The organism is Pseudoalteromonas sp. CO348, assembly GCF_004208845.1.
GTDB classification, from domain to species: domain Bacteria; phylum Pseudomonadota; class Gammaproteobacteria; order Enterobacterales; family Alteromonadaceae; genus Pseudoalteromonas; species Pseudoalteromonas maricaloris.
The window spans coordinates 51,756-73,769 of the sequence record NZ_SGPI01000021.1 but is presented as its reverse complement, the minus strand read 5'-3'; the positions used below and the strand labels follow the sequence as shown (position 1 = coordinate 73,769).

The following is a 22,014-nucleotide window of genomic DNA, read 5'->3' as shown; positions in this document are numbered from 1 at the left end:
CATAATTACCGCAGTTGTAAAGAATCGGAGAATCACCACATGTCTGAGCAGACAAAAGCCCCAGAGCAAGAGCTTGAACAAACACAAGCGGAAGCAGAAGTTGTAGAAGCACAAGCAGAGCAACAAACTCAGGAAGAGCAGGCAGAAAATGCGGGTGAGTTAAGCCCAGAAGAAGAAATCGCTGGTCTGTACGCTGAGCTAGAAACCGCTAAGCAAACTATCGACTCACAAAAAGATAGCGTTGTTCGCGCCGCCGCTGAGCTTGAAAATGTTCGTCGCCGTGCAGCGCAGGACGTTGAAAAAGCACACAAATTTGCGCTAGAAAAGTTCTCAAACGAATTGTTACCTGTAATCGATAACCTAGAGCGTGCGATTGAGTTTTCTGACAAAGAAAACGAAACGCTAAAGCCTGTGCTTGAAGGTATTGATATGACTATCAAGACATTTGCCGATGCCCTAGCTAAATTCGGTGTTGAAGCGGTAAATCCACAGGGTGAAACATTTAACCCAGAGTTACACCAGGCAATGTCAATTCAGCCGAGCAATGATGTATCACCAAATACAGTGCTTGCTGTGATGCAGAAAGGTTATACCTTAAACGGCCGTCTATTACGCCCTGCGATGGTTATGGTGTCTAAGGCTGCTGAATAAGCAAATCCAATTTGAAAAAGCCGCTCATTGAGCGGCTTTTTTGCGTTTAGGAACAAGTGTGTTCGCTTACCAACTACACTGTTTCACTTTATCAAACCAAGGACTGGAAAAAGATTTAGCTGTGATGGGGAGGGGGGCAGTGACTTCGACGCCTAACTCTTTTGCTAAATATCTATGCACTAGCAGTTTTACTTTATCGCTTTCTAACTGGGTATATGCCAGTTGTAACGCTTGCTTAGTGTTTTGGTTGGGCATGTCCCCTTCGAGCTGCTTATAGCGCGCCTCAAGCCATTGTAGCCAAGCTTGTTTTGATTCGTTTGGAAAGGCTGTGGTTAGGGTAGATGTGGGCCCTTGTAAACGTTCGTAGTTGACGATTTGCTTTTGAATAAGAAAGACAAACATCAAGTTAATACCCGCTGAGATTTGACCAGATCGTTTATCAACTGCTTGATAACCGAGCAGGGCATGACGAAAATACTGCTCGGCTTCAAATATTCGGCCTTGATCAAGCGCGAGGCTACCTAAGTTGCTTTCGATCATCGCAAGTACTGGGGTTTGTTTTAACTCCTCAGCCAATTTGCGTGCTTTGGTATACAATGCTCTCGCTTTTTGATAGTCATCTTGGTTGCGAGCAACTAGCGCCATACTGTTAGTCAGCGTAAGCCGTTGGCGGTCATTTTCTGCATATTTGTAGGCACACTTGAGGCTAGTATCAGCGTCATCAAGATACTCCTGTCTGCGTAACCAAATCCCAAGTGCACTTAAAATGGTAGGGAGGTTTGCTTTAAAAAACATGTCATCCGGATACAAAAAGGTCGCGTTTATTGAGGTATAGAGCCTATCTACTTTATTTGTTGGTACAGAGGCACGAGCGCTCAGCAAATGCCACTGAATAAATAACGGCACAGGTACATCTTGCAGTTGCTCTAAACTGTCGAGAATAATCAGTGATTGTGCAGGGTTAACTGTTAAATAGTCGCTGGCCTCGTCTAGCTTACTTTCAAAATATGAAAAGTCTTTCGCCAACGCGTGTTGGCAAAAATAAAATGTACAAGTTACAAAGAGTAAAAACCGAACCAAGCAAACCCCAACCACATTTTGGCGCATCTACTAACTGTAGTCGGCAGTAACAAATAGTTCCAAATCAATTACGATAAACAGCATTATACAAAGATAAGCAACAATGTAGAGGTCGCCTCTTTAGTTATAAATGGGGAGCGGGAACTTGATGAAAAGAAAACAAATTGCTGAGCTCACTTTGGTGCAATTCAATTAGCCGATTGATGTTTTCAAGGTCTTCAGTAGTTAAATTGACTTTGCTCAGCATATAGCTAACTGGTGTTTTATTTGCATCGATACCTGAATAGATAACATCGGTATACTCTTTGGTTTGAATAAAGTGTTCGCCCGCGAGCTTATCTTCAACAACATAGTCAACTCGCTGTTTACTCAACATTTTAAAGCGACGAGCGGCATTGGGCAGGTGTACCAGCTGCTCGTTATAAAAGTCTTGGATCAGTTGTTCAAAGGCCATACCGTAGTAGCTGCCAGCATTCAGTGCAAATGTGTTTCCTGCAAGGATCAACGACTCGACTTCACCGCCAATTTTTGGTTTGTCTTTATGTTGGAATAATGCCATGACTTCTAGGCGGTAAGGTGTAGTGAAGTGCGCAAACTTAGCTCTGGTCGCGGTTTTGGTCGCGGCCATTAGCATGTCTACTTTGCCTGCTTTTAGCTCTGTTAGCATTCGTGCTGAGGTGGGGTAAAAAACATATTCCAAGCAATAAGAAGAGTTGTTAAATAAGGTGTGGAGGGCATTAATTTCTATACCAGAGACATTGCCTCCGCTGCGAGAAATATAGGGAGGCCACTGCGTTTCGTTCATTCCTACACGCAAAGTTTTATCGCATTTGGCTGACACTTCGAACGCTAAAAACGCGATGAATAAACTGAGTAAAAACGATCTAGCGTATTTCATGGCGATCGATCCTTGCAGATAAGTAGGGGTTGACTATTTTATCAGTAAATTAAAAAAGGTACATGTGCTTTGTTAAACGATTAAGTTTGTAACTGCTAACCACAGAGGGTTCTCATATCTGTAAAAGCTACTGCATATTACGGCTATGTGCGAGTATGGTCGCGATGGTATTGATAAGCTCAAGCTGCTCTATGGGTTTGGCAACATAGCCATCAAATCCGACGCGCTCGTACAAGGCTTTGTCTTCAGGAAAAGCATTTGCAGTTAATGCGATGATTGGGATATTGGGATCCTTGCTCTTAAGACGTTTGCAAGCCTCAACGCCATCCATCTCAGGCATTTGAATATCCATAAGTATTAAGTCGGGTTTGTTTAGCTCGAATTGTTCAATAGACTCTTTACCATTATTCGCAATCGCAATATCACCATTGGCTTTACTGATCATAGAGCGAACTACCAGCTGGTTTACTGGGTTATCCTCAGCCAGCAATATAGATGTGCCGCTCAAGTCAGCTGCTTTTAGCTGGTCGCCTTTTGGTTGTTCTGACGTAACCTCAGATTTTTGCATGGGCAGTTCGATGCTAAATAGGCTGCCTTCACCTATGGTACTTTCTACTTTAATTGTGCCGCCCATCAAGTCAATTAAAGAGCGGGTAATGGAAAGACCAAGCCCCGTACCACCAAATTTTCTGGTGGTGGACTTATCTGCCTGCTCAAATCGTGAAAAGAGTTTGTTGATTGTGGCTTCTGTCATCCCTATGCCAGTGTCGGCAACGGTAATAAGCATACCTGAATCATTTTGAAGCGGCTTTATATGGGTAATAATGCTGCCCGTATCAGTAAACTTAATGGAGTTTGACAAGAGGTTAAGCAACACTTGCCTGACTCTGACCTCGTCTCCAAGCCAAAACTTATGCTCAAGTTCAACGTGGATCTTAAGCTTTAATCCCTTGTTTTTTGCCAACACTAAGAAGTCTGAGCGCAGATGTTCAACCAGCACCTCAATATTAAATGGCCGTTCTTCAAGCTCAATTCTACCGGCTTCAATTTTAGAGAAATCCAAAATATCGTTGATGATGGTGTTAAGCGCCTTAACTGAGTAGGTGGCTTTCTCAAGCAAGTTAGTGGCGGTGCTGTTGAGTGGCTCCGACTTTAAGAGTTGTAATGTGCCATATAAGCCGTTCATGGGGGTTCGTATTTCATGACTCATATTCGCCAAAAAGACGGCTTTTGCCTTAGCTGCTTGCTCAGCTGCTTCTTTGGCGTGCGAGAGTTCTCGTTCGTGCTTAAGCTGCTCGGTGAGATCTAATGCTATACCTAAAAAGCCATCAACATTGCCGCGCTCGTCGGTCAATGTTGTTACGTTCAGCTTAATTTGCACGTATTGGTTTTGCTTAGTGACGTAAGTCCATCGGCTAGTATCTACCACACCTTGCTTGGCTTTGGCGACAAAGACTTCAAATCCAGGTTCAATGACTCTGCCAAGCTCTTCCGTTAACGTTTTTGCTCTTGCTACGACCTCTTCCTCAAGATGAAAAATGGCAGGGGATGATTTACCAATGAGTTCATCTTTTTTGTACCCTAATAGACGTTCAGCTGCGGGGTTAAACTGGGTAATGATACCGTCAGGATCGGTGGCAACAATGGCATAACCCGAACCTTCAACAATACTGGTGTGAAGTTGGCTGTATTTTACGATTTCTTTAGTTCGTGCTTTGACTTCCTGTTCTAATGACGAGTTTAGTTTAGCAAGGGATTGTGCTCTTTCTTCTTCTGCTGCTAGCTTTTCCTTTTCTGCTAGACGCTGACGGGTAAAACTTAAAAGCAAAATATAAGTGATGATTGCCAATAGCGCAGAGACCAGCAACGCGACCTGTAAAATGGTATTAGGAGAGACGAGATTGAGTGAACGGATAAACTGCGGAGTTGGCCAAATTTTTACTTCCCAAGTGCGACCAAACAAGTTGACCTGTTTAGCCACTGAGTTATCCAACTCTTTAACATCTTCTTTTAGCACCTGATAAAATGGCGTGTTTTCATCGTTATTGGTTACATCGGAAATTTGAATCGAAACATCTTGTCGAAAAGACAGCAAAGTCGATAAGATCTCATCGATAAGTAACGGGGAATAAGTCCAACCAACTAAGTTGTCTAAGCGATTTTCTTCATTTTCCGCCATACCAATAGAGCTATAAATTGGGGCGAGTATCAAAAAGCCATATTTAATTTTATTGTCGGCTTGCACTAAGGTAATTGGAGCGGTAAGTCTCGGTTCATTGGCAGTAGCAGCTTCTATCGCCGCCGTTCTGCGACTAGCTTCGGAGCCTATATCCAAGCCCACGGCTTTATCATTGTTTACTTCAGGCTCAATATACTGGATAACAAATTTGCTGGTGTTATGTGGGTTTAGCGTTTTTATGGAGAACGTTCTGTCAGTACGCTCAGCTTGTGCTTGTTGCACAAAGCTACTTACGTTATCGACGGGGACATATTTGATGATCCCTACGCCACGAGCCCCAGAATATTCCGCTTGGAAGTCAAACGACCTGATATAACGCTGCATCGCTTGATAGTCAAAGCTGTGTTGCTGGTTCGCATAAATTGCAGTGCGAAGCCCCAAAATACCGTACCAATACAGCGTAACGCGCTCGTTCACACCCTCAGTCACATGGTCAAGCCGTGAGGCAAGTGCCGCCGCTACCTTTTCAGCATGATGCTCCTTTTCTTGCTCATATAACACCAGCCCGTAAAGCATACTGCCAACCAACACAAGTAGTGCAGCTACAAGTGGCAAAAATCGGCTTTGGCGAACTGTGTGAGCATTCGCTAACGACACGCTATATTCCTTACGCTTTAAATCTAACCAATATGTTAGTCCAGATAGCATTGAATTGATAGTGATTACGGTGAAGTGACAATGCTGAATTTATGCCTAAATTGGCTCATGAAAGACATATTATGAATTGTTATTTGGATAAATTGTAGATTAAGGCTGGCTAAGTCCCGTAGCCTTAAAAGCTAAAATACATATGCGGATTTTGGGCTTTATATAAATGTGGTCACTATGTGGACACTTTTTAGGATGAAATGTGGATGTTTGCCCCGAAAACAAAAAAGCCAGTCAAAGCATGTTGCTCTAACTGGCTGTTTTAAAACGCTAAAATTTGGTGGAGCTTACGGAAAATGAGTTGAACCAATTATTCGATGAAATGGCGAAAATCGAAGACATTTTGCAGGACACTTCACTTGGTCATAAGAAGCGTAGATTTGAGCCTAAGACCAGTAGGTATATGAACCATGAAGATTTGTGAAATCGCAGAAATCTAATAAAATAGCCTATCTCTCACCTTGAGAGTTAGGCTATTAATCATCTTACTGAAACTGTTATTGGTGAATATAATTTTCTCTCTAACGTTAGGTTTTTTAGGCGTTAGAATCCGTAAAATTTGGTAAGTGCATTAGCTAGGAAACCTCCAGCTGTGGCGATACTTACTCCCCACGCTCCAGAAGCTGCTTTAGTAACCATTGTGCCGATCCACTCACTGACTTTAGGGCCAAACTCTCCCTTTACAGCCTTTTGTTCATTTTGGTCAGCATCAATAGCGGTTTTTAGAATGGATATATCGCCGTATCCTACGTTTAACTCTGTCTTCAGGTATGCCGCCAGAGACTCAAAATCCTGCTTCTTGATCTCGATAGCGTTGTTTTGAGTGACTGTGCTATTTGTTACAGGCCCTAATATTCCCTGAAAATTTTCGATAGATACATTTTGTAGCTCAGTAACTTGCTTTTTTTCTTCCGTGGTAAAGCTCATATTCTCTCCTTTTATGCCTGCTTCTTCAAAGTCTAGTGCTAGTTTCAATATGTTGTTCCTTACAGCATCTAAGATTGAGTCAACATTTGAAACCCCTGCGCGCCTGACTGGCGGCATACCATGTGTATTAATTAGTGATTTGATTAACGCTATATCTTTTCCGCTTAATGGTAAAGTTAGGTATCCATCTACGTGCTTATCTCTAAGTGACTCCAGTGAACTCAATGATTGTACAATTGGCACAGATGTAAAGTATGTTTCGAGCTTTGGGTCTTTGATTGATAACGGAATTAACCCATTAACAGGGTTGTGTAAATGCATGGTGCATCGAACCATTCTATAGGTAGGTACAGAGGCGGGATCTGGATATCCTTCGAGCTCACCATAAATCCACTCTTCGAAGCCTTTTAATTTTAACTTTTTTGAGACAATTAAGCACTTGCGCAATAAGTCACTCAGGTTTGACCTATTATTAGCGGCTAGAGATTGGATTTCAGCAATAAGAGATGCGTTCTTTTTTGAGAAAATAGCCATAAAATTTGAGATTTATCCGTAGCATAGTTTAGATGAATTCTTGTTTTCCAAGATATTACAGATTCATACTCGAATCTAGTGTGACAGCTGTTGTTATCATATTGGGACGTGGAAGTAATTTTCCTTACCTTTACATGAAATTAAATGGTTAAATTCAAGTGGTAAGCTGTTACGATTTTGGAGCAAAAAATAGTGATTTAGTGTTGCTACAAACGGCAAGCGAAAATAGGATTGTCCTGTTAAGCAGTGTTAAAAGTTAACTTCATCACATACTAAAAAAGGAGACACCTATGTTTGAAGCACTGTTAGAGGATGTATTCAAGAAAGCTGGTAGTTTAAAATTACACCTAACGCCAGAGGAACACAATGAACTCGTAGGAGATTTAGTCAGCTGGTTATCTGTTGAAGCAGAGCCATTAATAGGTGTCTCTCAAGCAGTGTTGGGCAAGGACATATTTAAAGGGTTTGACGTAGGTTTTGAATATAGCAGAACACCAGCGAAGGAAGAAGGTTTAGTGTCTGTGCCCGTAAATCTTTGCACTATGTATATACGCAAAGAACGTGAAGATAGGACGATATCATTAAACTGTGACATTGATCGGTTCAACATGACGCGCAACAATATCGATTTTGCATCAGTCTGTATTGAGTTGGATATTTGTGGCGCTGAGGGAAAGCGTGTATTTGAAGAGCTGTATAAGAACTATAAACGTCCAATTGTAAGGTTATTGGAAAACGAAAAGGTGGAGTTTTCTACGTCATACTGTTCAGACATAGTAGGGTCGTACAAAGGAAAAAGTACTCAAAAAAAGCTTGATGAATATTTCTCTGATCCAGATGTTGATAACTGTTTTACACTAAGCAAAAATTTCGTTGAAAAAGCGGGTGCTGCTGAGTTGTTTAGAGTGTTTTTGCTGTTAACTGCTTTATTTAGTTCATGTTTTGGATATATAGGACAGCGTAAAAAACTCGATCTATTTGAGCTATACATGAAGCGACTAAGCTTAACTTTCAGTCAAAGGTGTTCAGCTATTTTATGAAGATTACTCAAAAAAATGAGTTTCAACCATCAAAGCATGAAAGGCTAAATTAACATGTCTGATTACTTTTCAATTAGCTCGAGCTTTCCATGGGGCTAGTAACGCTTTCAGCCTGTCTTTTTCTGAACTGCCTTTGGTCGAGAACCTGAACAGAGGTAGCTGAGTCTTGTTAAAAATACTGTTTTTAATTGCGTCTCTGTCAAGCTGGAGCGGATTTAAGTCGTGAAAGGTATATCCATCAACTTCTATCGCTAACACTGGCAGCATGTCCATGGTGTTGTAGACGATAAAGTCGACATGACTGGAAGGGTGCTGGATGAACTCAGCCTCTCGGTTTGTAAAGTGCTCGAACTTGCTGAACAAAAAAGACAGCGGATAGTCTTTTTTATACGCTAAGCACGAATAATCACCCGTATTGAGTAACTCGTCTATCAATGCTGACATTAAATCTTGAGATAAAAACTCCGAGCTTCTCCTTACACGGGTCATAAATGCGTTGAGCTTTTCTGAGTACTCGCGGTATAGGCAATCGAATATTGAAACAACAGAACTTTCGTAGATAACTTGTGATTCCGATTGATATTCGATGTAACGCATCAAGTCACCAATATTTGTGCCACTCTCTTTAACAAGGCTCTGCGATGAAACGAAGGTCAGTCGGTTTTTTGCTCTCGACACAGTGACATTGATTAATTCAGGTTGATCAATATGCTTATTTATTTTGTTGGCGGTAGTGCTGAAAATGATAGTGTCTTTCTCACGGCCTTGAAATTTGTGAACAGTGTCAGCATCTATACCTCTTTGCCCAAAATGATCGTTGCATTTGTTAGCCTGCGGACGGTAGGGGGTGATAACACCAATATTCTCTGAAGATGTATGTGCCAGCTCAACGGGCAAAACCTCTTGCTCTATAACGTCAATTTCTCTTTGGTTTATTAAGCCTTTACTGTTTAAAACAGGTGCAGCATGGTTTCCTTTTTCTGTTTTGACGATTTGAAATGGTTCAGTGATACCATCAGTCATAACAATGAGTTCACCGTTATAAAATTTTTGGTTACAAAACTCGATAATTCTAGGATGACAGCGATAGTGCTCTTTAAGCAGTGTTGTCGGGCTTAATGGAAACAATTTAATCAGGCTTGCTAACAAACTGTTTCGTTTGTAATTGTATGGTGATGTTTCTCCATGCAAATGCTCAATATCAACTTGTCGCTTTTCTTTTGCGATATGAGGAAGCTGCTTTGTATCACCTACAACAACCATGTTCTTAGCACAGCACATAGCTAAAAAGCCTGACAGTAAATTCACTTGTGAGGCTTCATCGACGATCAAGACGTCAAACAAAACGGCGTCAGGCTTATTTGACATTAATGAATCAGTCGTACTCAAAGTAACAGGGAATTGGGTCACAAAATCTTGGTAGTCACGTTTATTGTAACTACTAGCATTGGTTTCTTTAAATTCTGTATCTGAGTACTTTTCAGCGACAAAAGACTTGAATAACTTCATGGACAGGTCAGTTTGCCTTTCTAACAGCGTATCAAATCCCTCGCTATCAAGCTGCTGTTGCAATACCCTTATTACCTGTTCAGTCTCTTCAATTTTCGTTTGATAAAAGGTACTTACAAGACGCCTGAATACACTTAGGTCAAACTCACTGAGCTCCTCAAACTTGTATATTCGATACTTGAATAGCCACTTTAGTTTGGTCTTCCAAGTCAGAGATCCTAGTTGTGAGTGGTATTCAAAGTCTGCCATAAATTTAAGTACTTCAGGAGTCTGCCATCTTTGAAATATCGATAGCCTATCTAACTCGAAAGGCGTCGTGTCAAAACTCTTATTGAAATACCGCTTTTCTAATGCCAACTTATCTAAGTACGACTTCTCTTTTGCAAGCTGGTTTTTGCTCTCTAAAAGCTGTGTTATTCGCATATCCAGCTTGATTAATGATTGTCTTGTAGAAGCTTGCTCAGAGGGTAATAATTGCCAGTCAGACATATCTGGCCTATTGGGCAGATTACTAAAGAATGACGTGACATTTTGCTTGCTCCCAAGTGTAGCTGCCAAAAAACCAAGATTTGACTTTTCTAGCTTCTCGAAAACATTTGCTACGGCGGAGTTATTTCCTGCTGCGACTGCTACAGACTTACCTTGCATAACTAAATTGGCTATCAGGTTCAGAATAGTCTGCGTTTTGCCTGTACCTGGAGGTCCCTGGATTAAACTCAGTTGTGAGCTTAAAGCTCTCTTTAATGCTGTGCGTTGAGAGAGATTAACGCCGAATGGAAAAATCAGTGCCTCATTGTGCTCTATAGTAGCTGGTGTGGAGTTGTCTATAAACCTTGCCGCTATTGATTCATCGGAGATCAAACGAAGCTTTCTTGAATAGTAATAGTGTAAGTGTTTAGATTCTTTTTCTTCTTGCTTCAGCTCTGCAAGCTTTGAATAGTAATCAACAATTCCCAACGCATTGGGCGACTGAAGAATATTTTTCACGAAGGAAACTGCTCCTATCGGGTAAAACTTTTTCTTGCCATTTTCAAATATGCAAAAGTGCTCAGAGAACCTCAAAACCTCATATGTACCCGTACTCAGAGACATGTTATGAACGAAAATCTCACATCCATTGGTATCTACCTCGACGGGGTTGCGGAACACTTTTATTTTTGAATGACCATACCGATATGTCCCATTTTCAAACTCGACATTGAAGCCGCCACGGTAAGGTTCAAGAGATTTGATATTTTTTGTCTTATCAATCCACCTTCCTTGATACAAAGTAAGAATTAGTACCTGATGTTCATCCACGTTATTTGCAATCCTTGAGCCTAAAATGAGCAGTTCGCATTCTAGGTTAACTCAAACAAAATAACACTTTATTTTCAGTGTGTAGAAAGAGCAGTGAGCAACTTAGCAAGTACTTCCGATATCTCTGTAGCGTAATTGGTTTTTAGCTAAAGTTAGTGTCCGCTGTTTATAGGAATTCATTCGCTATTTTATTTGCAAAAAAGCCCCCGCAAATGCGGAGGCTTATTTATTGGTGGAGCTGGGGGGATTTGAACCCCCGTCCGGAAAGCGTCGACCTTCGGTCCTACATGTTTAGTATCGTCTTTTGGTTAACCTTTAAATCTCGGACGAACACGATAAGTAAAGGCGAGGCCGCTTAGTTTTAGCCCTTCAACCCCGGCCAGGGTTTCCGTAGCGATCTTGTGTAGGGTGACACTCCAGAACCAGATCCACAAGAATATCATGGAGGAGTGCTAGCGGGCTATTATGCCGCTAGAGCGTAGTTATCGTCGTTTGCGATTACTTTAAATACGGCTTTTTTACGAGGCCAGCCGCACCTCGACATGCACCTTAGGCTTCTTGAATCCCGTCGAATCCTAATCAGCCCCTGAATAAATTCAGTACTGTTAGTGTTTATACATCTAACAACTAACTATGTCTCGCATTATACATAGGATTAATGCCATTACAATGGCTTAGCATGTGATTTACGCTGGGAGATGTGTATTTGCTTAATATCTCACCGATAAATACACATAGAGACAAATATAGGGTGAGGTAACTGAGTTTATTGTTTGGATTTGTATGATCGTTAACCCTAAATCCGCTGCACTCACATCAAGTTGATTTACACAGTGCGTGATGAGATTAAGCTTTGGCTAGCCCTTGAGCTGTCGATAGCAAACGTTTACGTGTGGGTAGTTATTAGAGTCGGTAAAACAGAGATGTATGTATTTTGTCGTGGTTGTCCCCAAAAAATTCATTTTCTTTTCGCATGGATTGAAATTACCCTATCTGTGGCCAAACGCAAACGCTGGTGAGACTTAGTTATTAATTTGTCGAAACTAAGCTTGAAATATCTTAATTTACCTAAAGCTTTGCACCGTAAAGCCGATAAATCTAAAGAAAATAATAAGTTGTCTTTTTAATGCACAGGTTGATTTACATTCATTTATATTTTGTAGCAGTTCAGGTGATGTTAAGCTTAACAATTTGGCGAAGTTATGCTCAAATGAGTTCGCTGCATTAAAAATAACAACATAACAATAAGATCGTGCATACTTTTCAGGGTTGATGAATGTCATTATTTCGTTTTGATGAGGATGAGGGCTATGTCTACTTACTCTCTCATCCTGTGGAATCCGGATTTCCGGCGAGCTCGTCTCAGCTAGTTGAGATGATAGAGGGGTCGCCATATGCGGATTTTGAAATCATTCATGCCAATATAGGTCAATTATTTACCGCAAGTGAGGCGCCCGAGCAGGACTCGCTGATTGTGGCTCGCGCTATCGATGCTTCTATTTCGGTGCGTATTGAAGAAGGCAACATGCTTGCTGAAGCGAGAGTGACCACAGCCCGTGGTGGTAAGCTGGTTTGTATGAACAAGGCCAAACAAGCATTAAAACAAGCGGGTATTAAAAAAGGCGTCAGTGGCAAAGCCCTCGATAATCTTCTCGGTCAGCAGTTAGAACTCCCTCCTGGACACACTTACAATGGTATTGTTGCGCATGGTCAACGAGCCAAAGATGGCAATGACGCACGTTTTGTGCGCCTGTGTATGACAGCGCAGGACAGAGTGCTCAGCCCACAAGAATCGAGCGGCGGTAAGGTCGATATGCGCAATTTAGGTGCTATCATCACCGTAAAACCGGGCAGCCCATTAATGAAAAAAGTCCCGCCAACTGAAGGCGAGCCGGGTTATACCGTGTTTGGTGATGTGATTGATCCAAAACCAGGCAAAGACGCACCACTTGAGGTGTCAGAAGGCACCAAGCTCGACCCCAACGATAAAAACCTGCTTATTGCCGATTCAAAAGGTGTGCCAGTAGCCATTCCTCGAGGTATGCGCGTTGACGATGTGCTGTGCTATGAAAACATTGATGTGACGACAGGGCATGTTGAGTTTGATGGCAGCGTGATTGTGAGCGGTGATATTAAAGATGGAATGCGTGTGAAGGCTTCGGGCGATATTACTGTTATTGGTTTTGTGGAGTCGGCTATTCTTGAAAGTGGTAGCGCTGTTACGATAATGCTTGGCACAATTGGCCGTAAGCGCACTGAAGGTGAACCTTTTTCATGTTCAATTAAAGCAAAGCGCAGTATTTCGTTAGGCTATGCGCAGTACTGCCGAATTGAAAGCGAACAAGATATTCTCATTGAACGTCAAGCTTTGCATTGTGATTTGGCTTCCAAGCGTTTAATCAAAGTAGGTAAAGGTGAAACCCCTAGAGGCAAACTGATTGGCGGAAATGTATTGGATGCCATGCGTATAGAAACGGGTGAACTTGGGGCACCATCCGGCACAAGAACACGTATTTCACTAGCCCAAGACTGGGATAGTTTGCACGATAAGCACCGCGAATTAGTGGAGCTGGAAAAGGTGCTGGCGTCCAAAGTCATCGATATTAAACAAGCCATGAATAAAGCACAGGCGTCGCCGCAATCGCAAAAACGAGATGCATATCTTGCCAAGTTGCAGCACAGCGAAGCGCAGATAAATAAACATTATGGCCGTAATCAACGTAACATCGGTTTAATACAGCAAAAAATACATCGATTAGCACGCTTGAGTCGAGTCACGGTCAATGAGCTAATGCACCCCGGAACCGAAGTAAAAATAGCGAAAGACACTAAACTGTTTTCGCGAATTTACCCGCCTAATTTCGTTAAATTGCATGAAGGTAAAATCATGCAACAGTTTACGACGGCCAAAACCGCAGAAATAGCTTAAAAACGAGCACTTATAAAAATGCCAGCTGGATTTGCTGGCATTTTTATTATTCGGTGTCGGTTGTTGACTCAGGTTCTGACTCGGCTTCAGGCTCTGGTAATGGCCAACCACCTAATGCTTGCCACTTGTTGACTATGTAGCAAAAGAGCTCTGCGGTGCGTTCTGTGTCGTAAAGTGCGCTGTGCGCTTGACTATTGTCGAACTCGATACCTGCTGCACGACATGCCTTTGCAAGCACCGTTTGGCCTAGAGCAAGCCCTGCAAGTGATGTGGTATCAAAGCTGACAAATGGGTGAAAAGGTGTGCGCTTTATCTTGTTACGCTCAATCGCTGCATTTAAAAAGCCGTGATCAAAAGCGGCATTATGGGCAACGACAACGGAGCGCTGACAGCCTGCGGCTTTTTGGGCTTTACGCACGGCTTTGCAAATTTCTTTCAGCACTTCATCTTCTGCAACTGCGCCTCTGAGTGGTGAAAATGGATCAATGCCATTAAAGTCAATCGCAGCTTGCTCAATATTTGCACCTTCAAAAGGCGCAACATGAAAGTGTACTGTCTGATCTAAGCTTAATACCCCGTCATCGTCCATTTTTAACATACTGACGGCAATTTCTAGTAGGGCGTCAGTATCTTTATTAAAGCCAGCGGTTTCCACGTCGATAACTACAGGAAAGAAGCCGCGAAAGCGTTTTGAAAATAGCGTTTGCTCGGTATCAGACATAATCTTCTTGGTTTGTGAAATTTAGCGGCCTATTATACTGATACCTCGACAAGAAGCGAGCAGCTTGAGTGCGCTTAGTATGGTACATTTATTGCTTAACTCTAAATAGCGCGAATTGGTAGAGATAAGCTCTAGCTTTTGGCGTGCTGAACGAGTGTAGATTAATGGTTGATGTTGTGAGGTGTGGGGTGATCAAGTTATATAAATCAGTAGGTTGGGTTGGTATATCGTTATGCGCCATTACCTTTAATAGCGAGGCTGCAATGCGGCAATACGCTGCCGAAGCTGATTCATCACATTGGAATGTTGACCAAAACAATCGTTTGAGTTGTGCGCTTAATCATGAAGTCCCGTATTACGGTGAAGCTATATTTTCAAGTAATGCCAGTAAAAATAAAGACTTAACCTTTAACCTAGATATGATGGTACGTCCTGAAAGTTACGATTTTGCAGGACTTGAATCGGTCCCACCGCTTTGGCGAGCCGGCAAACCGGCAAGAAGTATCGGTCAAATGAAATTACTGAAAAAATTTGACGGTGAACTTGAAAATGACATCGCGTGGCAGTTGCTGACTGAGCTTGAAAAGGGCTACTTTCCCACTTTTTATTATAAAGATTGGCACAACGACATAGATAAAATCTCAGTTTCTTTGTCATCAGTGAACTTTAAACAGGCATATTGGGCGTTCTTACAGTGTCGCGATAACTTGTTGCCATACAGCTTTGAAGACATCGCTTTTACGGTGATGAATTACAAAAAAAATTCCAGTGAACTGACAAAGTCGTCACGCAAACGCTTAGATATGATCGGCGAATACCTTAAAAATGACCCGAAAATTGAGCAAATTTATATTTCGGCTTATAGCGATAGTTACGGTGGCCGTGATACCAACCTGAGATTGTCAAAGAAACGTGCCGAGGCGATTAAATCATATATGGCGAGCCTAGGGGTTGAAGAGAATAAGATTATGACTGACGGCTTTGGCGAAAAACGCCATATTGATACCAACGACAACGCCATTGGTCGTGGTAAGAACCGTCGAGTCGTGATCCAAATTTCAAGACCTTGACGTTGGGGCTGGGGTTGTTGGTTGTTGGGTTAAGTTGTCGGCTTAAAAGCCGACCTACGAGCCGAGACACGGTGCTGATATCGGTTTTATTCTAATACCGTACTACATGACGCTTTTAATGCATCGGCATGACTGAGCTGATTGTGATAGGTGATGGTAATGGGCTGTGCGGTGTTTATCTCATAAGCCAGTGCTAAATCTAATTCTACGCTTTTACTTTGCCCAGCATTTAGGGTCATAAATTCATTAGCTGAGGGCGCGAGTCGTTTCGCCATGGGTCCTTGATAATTAAGCGACTTACCATTTTGTGTTACCTCTAAAAATTGGCTCCACCAGCCTTCAAAAGGGGTATGCCAAATTAGAAACTTTTCATCATTATGGCCTGCGTTGGTAAAAGTGAAATTAATGGGGTAGGTCATACCTGAGTCAGAACCCTTACTCACACTGCATTGAATGTTACTTTGTGCATTCATCGTTGCCTCTGATTTTGTAGTTGGGGCGGTGTCGTTGCAAGCTTGGAGCAGCATAGCAGCGGTGATCATCATTAGGGGTTTCAACATACTGTTTTTGAGCCTGTTGCCACGCTCATTCCTTTTTTATTTTCAACGTAAATACTTTGCACTATGCTGAGTATTACAGTCGAATAACGAATCGCATACTCTCATGACCAAAAATAATAACAAAGAGTTCAATTCTTTTGCATCGTTTTACCCTTATTATCTCGCGGAGCACAAAAACAAAACCTGTCGTCGCTTGCATTTTATTGGCTCAACCTTAGTGCTCTTGGTTTTGCTCTTTGCGCTGGTTTTTGCATATTGGTCTTTACTATGGTTGTTGCCAATCGCGGGTTATGGTTTTGCTTGGGTGGGGCATTTCTTTTTTGAAAAAAATAAGCCTGCGACATTTCAATATCCACTGTATAGCTTGATGGGTGACTGGGTCATGTACAAGGACATTATCCGTGGTAAAGTACCTTGGTAAAGGAGACTCAGTAGATAATAAAAATGAATGTAAAACAAAGTGTTATTGCTATGAGCTGTGCCGTTTTACTGGCTGGTTGCCAAAGTGTGTCAGCCACTGGCACACGCACGCTAGCAACTTTTAGTGTAGATAATACTCAGTGCTACGACCGCAAGGCGCAATCTAGTTATTTTGCCGTTGATTCTCATCACCATTTTCAGCCATTTCGGGGAGATGCGGTCCCATTTGATAAGCTCGTTACTTGGGCAGAGCGTGCGGGAGTGGTGTTTATCAACGTTTATGGCATTGGTCAAACCTACGAGCGAAAGCCTGATTGCTTTGGTGAGCGTGGGTGCTACAGCCAGTTGATTTCACCCAGCATTCAAAATGACTTTAAAAATGCGAGCAATTATCTTAAATATGGCGCAGATAACGTGCATATTACCTTGTCTATGACCTTTGCTGACTTACACAAACCAGAGACTATTTTGCCAAAAATGGCACTACTAGAAGACGAGTTTGGTGGCTTATTTCGTTGGATGGGAGAAGTGAATTTAGTCAAAGCGGCGCATTTTGGTAACGGCCATCAAGCGGTAGATAAAGAGACTATCGCCAAGTGGCAGCCATTTATGGCTGTGCTAAAAGAAAAGCGTATTCCGCTTGCTCTGCACGCTGACTTGGGCGATAACAACACGCCACTTAAATACTTACCTTTGCTTGAGGAAGTGTTAAAACGCTATCCTGATAATGATATTATTTGGATGCACATGGGAGTCTCAAAAGAGCTAAGCCAAATTGACCCAGAGCTGCACATAAACACCATGGAGCGGTTATTCTCCCTATATAAAAACTTAAAGGCCGATCTGTCATGGCGAATTTTGTACGACTATTATTTTAGCGACCCGAAAATTCAGGGGCAGTATGTTGAATTTATTAATGCCCATGCTGAGCGCTTTTTGCCAGGCAGTGATTTCGTCGCTAGTAAAAATAAACGCTTTTTCGATTATTTAGAAGAAGTCGATATCAATAGTCGAATTCTCGCCGAACTTGACGATAATGCCTTTCGCCAGATCGCCTTAGGTCAAAACTATTTTTCGCTGTTAGATTTACCTTATCGCGCGCCAGAGATTTGTATTATAGCGTCTCCTTGAGCATGGATAGCACATCGTTTACGTCTAGTTTCATCACTTTATCGGTGTTCGCGAGCAATTGATCTGCGAGGTCTTTTTTATGGTGATGGAGCTCGACAATTTGTTCTTCAATCGTGCCTTTGGCAATTAAGCGATAAATAGTAACGGGGCGTGTTTGTCCCATTCTATGTGCGCGGTCTGATGCTTGCTCTTCAACCGCAGGATTCCACCAAGGATCCATGTGAATAACATAATCTGCCGCGGTAAGGTTCAAACCAGAGCCGCCGGCTTTGAGGCTAATTAAAAATACCTCGCCTTCACCTTTTTGAAAGGCATTCACGGCCTGCTGACGAGCTTTGCTTGGGGTGCTGCCATCTAAATACTGAAACTGGATCCCCCGTTTTTCCAAGCGAGCTTTAATGAGTTGCAAGTGGCCTACAAACTGACTGAATATAAGTGCCTTGTGATTGTTTTCTTGCAGCTCAGTCAGAAGCTCATCCAATGCCGCCAATTTCGAGCTGGTTATCTGACTTTCTGCCATTAACAGTTTTGGATGACAACAGGCTTGGCGCAAGCGGGTTAGTGCTGCCAGCATTTTAAAGCGTTGTTCATTGGCACTGTCTTGCTGTGTTGACTGTGAAATTTCGTCAATGGCGTTTTGGCGCAGCGCTTCGTAAAAGGTTTGTTCTTCTTGGCTCAATTGAATTGGTACATTGATCTCAGTGCGTGGTGGCAATTCGGTTAATACCTGATGCTTCATACGGCGCAGAATAAAAGGCTGGATCAGGTGTTTGAGGCCTTTACGGGCACGGTGTGCTGCGAGCTTATCTTCATTGGCGTTTTCAATGGGGGCGGAAAACTTTTCGCTAAAGCGTTTGAGGTTACCGAGCAACCCCGGGTTTACAAAACGAAAGAGTGACCACAGCTCTGTGAGGTTATTTTCTATTGGGGTCCCTGTGGTGATCAGCTTAAACTTGCCTTTGAGCGCGCAGGCGGCTTGAGTACGTTTTGCTAAAGGATTTTTTAGCGCTTGGGCTTCATCGGCGACAATGGTTTCAAAAGCTATAGGCTTTAAGATATCAACTTCGCGCTGTAGCAGGCCATAGCTTAATATCACACAATCCAGTGGTTGCAAGTTGCTCAGCATCTCAGCTCTGGCATCAGAATGTGGATAGTCAGAAAAGAGTTTCACCGACAAGGTTGGAGCGAACTTTTGGATTTCTTGTTGCCAGTTGAAGCAGACCGATGTTGGCGCGATGACAAGCGTTGGGCCGACATTGGCTCGGGCCAATATCATCGCCAGCGCTTGGATGGTTTTACCCAATCCCATATCATCGGCAAGGCACGCACCTGCACCCCAATGGGCAAGTCGCATTGCCCAGTCAAATCCCGCTTGCTGGTAGTCGCGCAGCTCGGCTTGTAATGTTGAAGGAAGCGTTGGAGTCAATGCGACGGCTTGCTGCATTTTTTCGTTTTGCTCTTCCCAAGCCGGCAAGGTTTTCATCCGCATTCCGGTAGTGGCTTCAGCAATTAACGGCGCAGCTAGCGGGTGAAATTTTCCGCCTTCGGTTGCGTTATTGAGCTGGTCAAGTTGCGCTTTTAACTCACTTGAAAGGGCGAGTACTTGCTCACCATCCAGCGCAATAAAGCGGCCATTGCTGGTGGCAACCATTTTGAGAAGTTGTTTAAGTTCGATAACTTGGTCATTACTTACTTGTAGCTCGCCGGTCATATCGAACCATTCATTTTTCTTGCTCATGGCAAGTTGCAAATGTTGGCTTTCGAGCTTGCTACTGAGCTTAACCTTTTTACCTTTAGGCCATCTGAGCTTGAGCGCCATAGGGCAAGGCTCTTGATTGATCACCAGCTCAAGTTCTTGCAACACCTCTAGCGCTTCGTCCATTTCAGCTAAACTTAAGCGATTATCCGTCATTTCCAAAAATAGCGGGCAGTGCGTATCTAACTCATCCAGTCTTTGCTGCTCAAGTAGCAAGTTTCGGGTGGTGGATAAGCGTTTACCATTGATCTCGGCGCTGACAGTGGCAATACCGTGCCCGGGATGAAAAATCGGCCCTTTTTCGCCAAAGGGCATGACCACACAGTGAAAATCGAGGCCTTGATGATAAGGTTGAATGTTAATAACGAGCGCCGATTGCGCCTCGATACTATCCAGCCCAGTATCTATATCAGCTAAATCAGACTGTACATTAAGATAAGGTGCGATGGCTTTAATACTCGACAGCACTTTTTGTTTTGCACTGGCAGGTACGGTTAATCCGGATTCACCAATAATCTCAGCGACCTGTATATGTGATTGGTTAAACACAATAAACTCGTAGTGATGCTCAGCTTGCTGAATAAATGAGTAGGTTTGCGGTTGACCAAAATAGCTGGGTAAATTTGGAATAGAGAGTAGCAGATCGTCGCCATGTTGACGGATGTGTAACTCGGGAGATTTCTCGGCAATGGTAATGGCTTGTTTTAAGTCTTCTTCATGGTATAGGTTGGTGGCGGCGACTGCGGCTTTTAACGCGGGAATTCCCGCAAGGGCGTAGTCCGCACGAGCATTGTAGCCATAACCTGACTGTGGTGCGATGGCTTCGATCAGCTTTTTATCAGACTGGCTGATATAACTAAATTGCTCAGGGTGCTGTTTCAGTTGTTTGCAGGAAATCGGCTTACCTTTTCCCCAGCCTGTTTTACCCCGTTTTTGCTCGCGTGCTAAAAACTCAATATCAAAGCGACCTTGCCTAATTTGCCAAATCAGGCGAAATTGTTCGTCAACTTCTTGGCTGGTATTTGCGTTCGGGTTTAGCGCAATAAGCTTGTCCAGTGCCAGATCCCACGCCGTCTTTTTGGCAACGAGATGGCTAACATTCAGCTCGGGATTAAACGCAAGCGGATATTGCTCACCGTGCATTGCCAGCATCAACTGCTTTGCAAGCCCAGCAAAAAGAGGTAAAGAGAGCCGCTCAAACGTTGCGATGCAGTCGTCGAGATTGGTAAGTGCTTTGGCATCTAAGCTTTGATTACACCAGAAGTGTGCAAAGCAGTCGAGTAAGCGACCTAAGTAATAGTCAAAAACATGAGATTTCTTCAGACTTGAATAATTTAAATGGGCGCTGCTGTAGCTACTGTTTTGCGACAAGCTCTCCGCGCAGTATAACAGCACGTTATTGGCAAAGAAGTTGTTATAAGGTGCTTTGCTGTCTTGGCTTGCAAACTCAAGCTGTTGCGAGAGGGTGTCAAATAATGCGGCATCATGGCTATTGGCTTGTTGCAATAACGCCAACTTATGAAACAAACCCAGTGTTCTACCTAGGTACTGTTTTTTACGTTTGGTGATTTTGTCTTTTGCTTTTAGTGCTTGTTCAAAACAAACGATAAGGTTGTCGTGTTGTTGTAAAAAAGCAATGCTCGCCATAATTTGTGAACTATAAGCGGTTTGGATATTGGCTACCAACGCCTGAGCCTTATCCAATTGTAGGGTATAGATTTGATATTCTGCTAATAAACAGGTCAGTAGCGTGCTTTGTGTCTTGGCTTGAACCTGTGTGAGTATTTCAAGTGCATAGCTAATGCTGTGACCACCTTGTAGTAAGGTATAGAGCAAAGTTGCAAAAGCTTGATATTGCAAGTCATCAGCAAGCGCCGAAAATCCTTCAACTGAAAAAGGATAAAAATACAGTGGTAATAGCACTTGATTGGTCTTATGACACACCGCCTGTGGGTCTTTCGCCAGTCCTAAATGATTGCGGGCTTTTGGTAGTTGATTGATAAATAAAAAGTCTCGAATGAGTCGCTGTTCATCGGCAAATTGGCGCTCCCATTCATAAGCATTCAGTACAGGGATAAACTCTTCAGCAGCGTTAAGGATTGCTAAAAACTGGCCGTCAGCCATGACTCGATGGCTTAAACTGGTCGCGAGTTTTAGATTTATTTGCACTCCATCTTCGTTAAAAGTCACTAATCCGTTTGAGCGCCATTTCATAATTTGGCTATGACTTACACCTTGTTCAAAATCATTTTCAGGGATGATCTCTTTTGCCACGAGTGCTTGAACTAGGCGTTTGAGTTTGATTGCTGAAACGGGTTTATAGACGACCGCCAGCACACTCAACAGCGTTTGCTCGTGCACAGGTAGGTTATGCACTTGATTGATTAGCGCTGTGATTTCTTCGTTAATTGCTGGTGGAAAGTCAAAATTCATCGTTTGGTTATCGTATTCAATTTAAGACACTGAAAACTACCATAATAAAGGTTGGACTGCCACGAAGACAAGCAAAGCCAAAGTCCGTCTTTGGGCTGTGGTGGTTCATTCAATGCACTGAAAACTAGTACTATATATAGGTTGGACTGCCATGAGGATAAGCAACAAG

At 42.8% G+C, this 22,014-nt stretch carries 14 protein-coding genes and 1 other RNA gene; 6 read left to right on the top strand and 9 right to left on the bottom strand.

Annotation, left to right across the window (positions count from 1 at the left end):
* Positions 1 to 39: 39 nt before the first annotated feature.
* Positions 40 to 651, top strand: a complete 612-nt coding sequence (grpE, locus tag EXT48_RS10575) for a nucleotide exchange factor GrpE (RefSeq protein WP_010375425.1) — start codon at positions 40 to 42, stop codon at positions 649 to 651.
* A 66-nt stretch (positions 652 to 717) separates the two neighbouring features.
* Here the strand turns inward: grpE and EXT48_RS10570 are convergent, their stop codons facing one another.
* From EXT48_RS10570 to EXT48_RS10555, 4 genes are all read right to left on the bottom strand, one after another.
* Positions 718 to 1,758, bottom strand: coding sequence for a tetratricopeptide repeat protein (locus tag EXT48_RS10570; protein WP_130164440.1), 1,041 nt, complete (start codon positions 1,756 to 1,758; stop codon positions 718 to 720).
* A 97-nt stretch (positions 1,759 to 1,855) separates the two neighbouring features.
* Entirely contained in the window at positions 1,856 to 2,629 is a 774-nt protein-coding gene (locus EXT48_RS10565; protein ID WP_130164439.1) for an ABC transporter substrate-binding protein, read from the bottom strand.
* 127 nt (positions 2,630 to 2,756) lie between these two features.
* Positions 2,757 to 5,465, bottom strand: coding sequence for a CHASE domain-containing protein (locus EXT48_RS10560; RefSeq protein ID WP_130164438.1), 2,709 nt, complete (start codon positions 5,463 to 5,465; stop codon positions 2,757 to 2,759).
* A gap of 594 nt (positions 5,466 to 6,059) precedes the next feature.
* The gene (locus EXT48_RS10555; protein ID WP_130164437.1) at positions 6,060 to 6,977 is read right to left on the bottom strand and encodes a hypothetical protein; all 918 of its coding nucleotides are present in this window, start codon (positions 6,975 to 6,977) and stop codon (positions 6,060 to 6,062) included.
* 290 nt (positions 6,978 to 7,267) lie between these two features.
* Between EXT48_RS10555 and EXT48_RS10550 the strand changes: the two genes are divergently transcribed.
* Positions 7,268 to 8,017, top strand: coding sequence for a hypothetical protein (locus EXT48_RS10550; RefSeq protein ID WP_130164436.1), 750 nt, complete (start codon positions 7,268 to 7,270; stop codon positions 8,015 to 8,017).
* A 69-nt stretch (positions 8,018 to 8,086) separates the two neighbouring features.
* Here the strand turns inward: EXT48_RS10550 and EXT48_RS10545 are convergent, their stop codons facing one another.
* Positions 8,087 to 10,825, bottom strand: coding sequence for an AAA domain-containing protein (locus EXT48_RS10545; protein WP_130164435.1), 2,739 nt, complete (start codon positions 10,823 to 10,825; stop codon positions 8,087 to 8,089).
* A 230-nt stretch (positions 10,826 to 11,055) separates the two neighbouring features.
* Positions 11,056 to 11,412: a transfer-messenger RNA gene (ssrA, locus tag EXT48_RS10540) on the bottom strand.
* A 689-nt stretch (positions 11,413 to 12,101) separates the two neighbouring features.
* On the opposite strand from ssrA, the gene EXT48_RS10535 reads away from it, so the two are divergent.
* A complete protein-coding gene (locus EXT48_RS10535; RefSeq protein ID WP_130164434.1) occupies positions 12,102 to 13,754 on the top strand; it encodes a DUF342 domain-containing protein in 1,653 nt (550 codons plus the stop codon).
* A 46-nt stretch (positions 13,755 to 13,800) separates the two neighbouring features.
* On the opposite strand, the gene rnt is transcribed toward EXT48_RS10535, so the two are convergent.
* Complete coding sequence (rnt, locus tag EXT48_RS10530) at positions 13,801 to 14,475, bottom strand: ribonuclease T (RefSeq protein ID WP_010375437.1); 675 nt, start codon at positions 14,473 to 14,475, stop codon at positions 13,801 to 13,803.
* Between the two features lie 164 nt (positions 14,476 to 14,639).
* Here rnt and EXT48_RS10525 point away from each other — a divergent pair, with 164 nt between their 5' ends.
* Positions 14,640 to 15,545: an OmpA family protein gene (locus EXT48_RS10525; protein ID WP_130164433.1), complete on the top strand. Its 906-nt coding sequence runs from the start codon at positions 14,640 to 14,642 to the stop codon at positions 15,543 to 15,545.
* Between the two features lie 86 nt (positions 15,546 to 15,631).
* Here the strand turns inward: EXT48_RS10525 and EXT48_RS10520 are convergent, their stop codons facing one another.
* Entirely contained in the window at positions 15,632 to 16,105 is a 474-nt protein-coding gene (locus EXT48_RS10520) for a hypothetical protein (RefSeq protein WP_039492389.1), read from the bottom strand.
* 103 nt (positions 16,106 to 16,208) lie between these two features.
* Between EXT48_RS10520 and EXT48_RS10515 the strand changes: the two genes are divergently transcribed.
* Both EXT48_RS10515 and EXT48_RS10510 read left to right on the top strand, forming a co-directional pair.
* On the top strand, positions 16,209 to 16,526 hold the full coding sequence (locus EXT48_RS10515) for a DUF962 domain-containing protein (RefSeq protein ID WP_095727714.1): 318 nt from the start codon (positions 16,209 to 16,211) through the stop codon (positions 16,524 to 16,526).
* Between the two features lie 23 nt (positions 16,527 to 16,549).
* Positions 16,550 to 17,656 (top strand): amidohydrolase family protein, encoded by a 1,107-nt coding sequence (locus EXT48_RS10510; protein WP_130164432.1) that lies wholly within the window; start codon positions 16,550 to 16,552, stop codon positions 17,654 to 17,656.
* On the opposite strand, the gene EXT48_RS10505 is transcribed toward EXT48_RS10510, so the two are convergent.
* Complete coding sequence (locus tag EXT48_RS10505; protein WP_130164431.1) at positions 17,640 to 21,845, bottom strand: DEAD/DEAH box helicase; 4,206 nt, start codon at positions 21,843 to 21,845, stop codon at positions 17,640 to 17,642. The genes EXT48_RS10510 and EXT48_RS10505 overlap by 17 nt on opposite strands.
* Between the last annotated feature and the right edge of the window lie 169 nt (positions 21,846 to 22,014).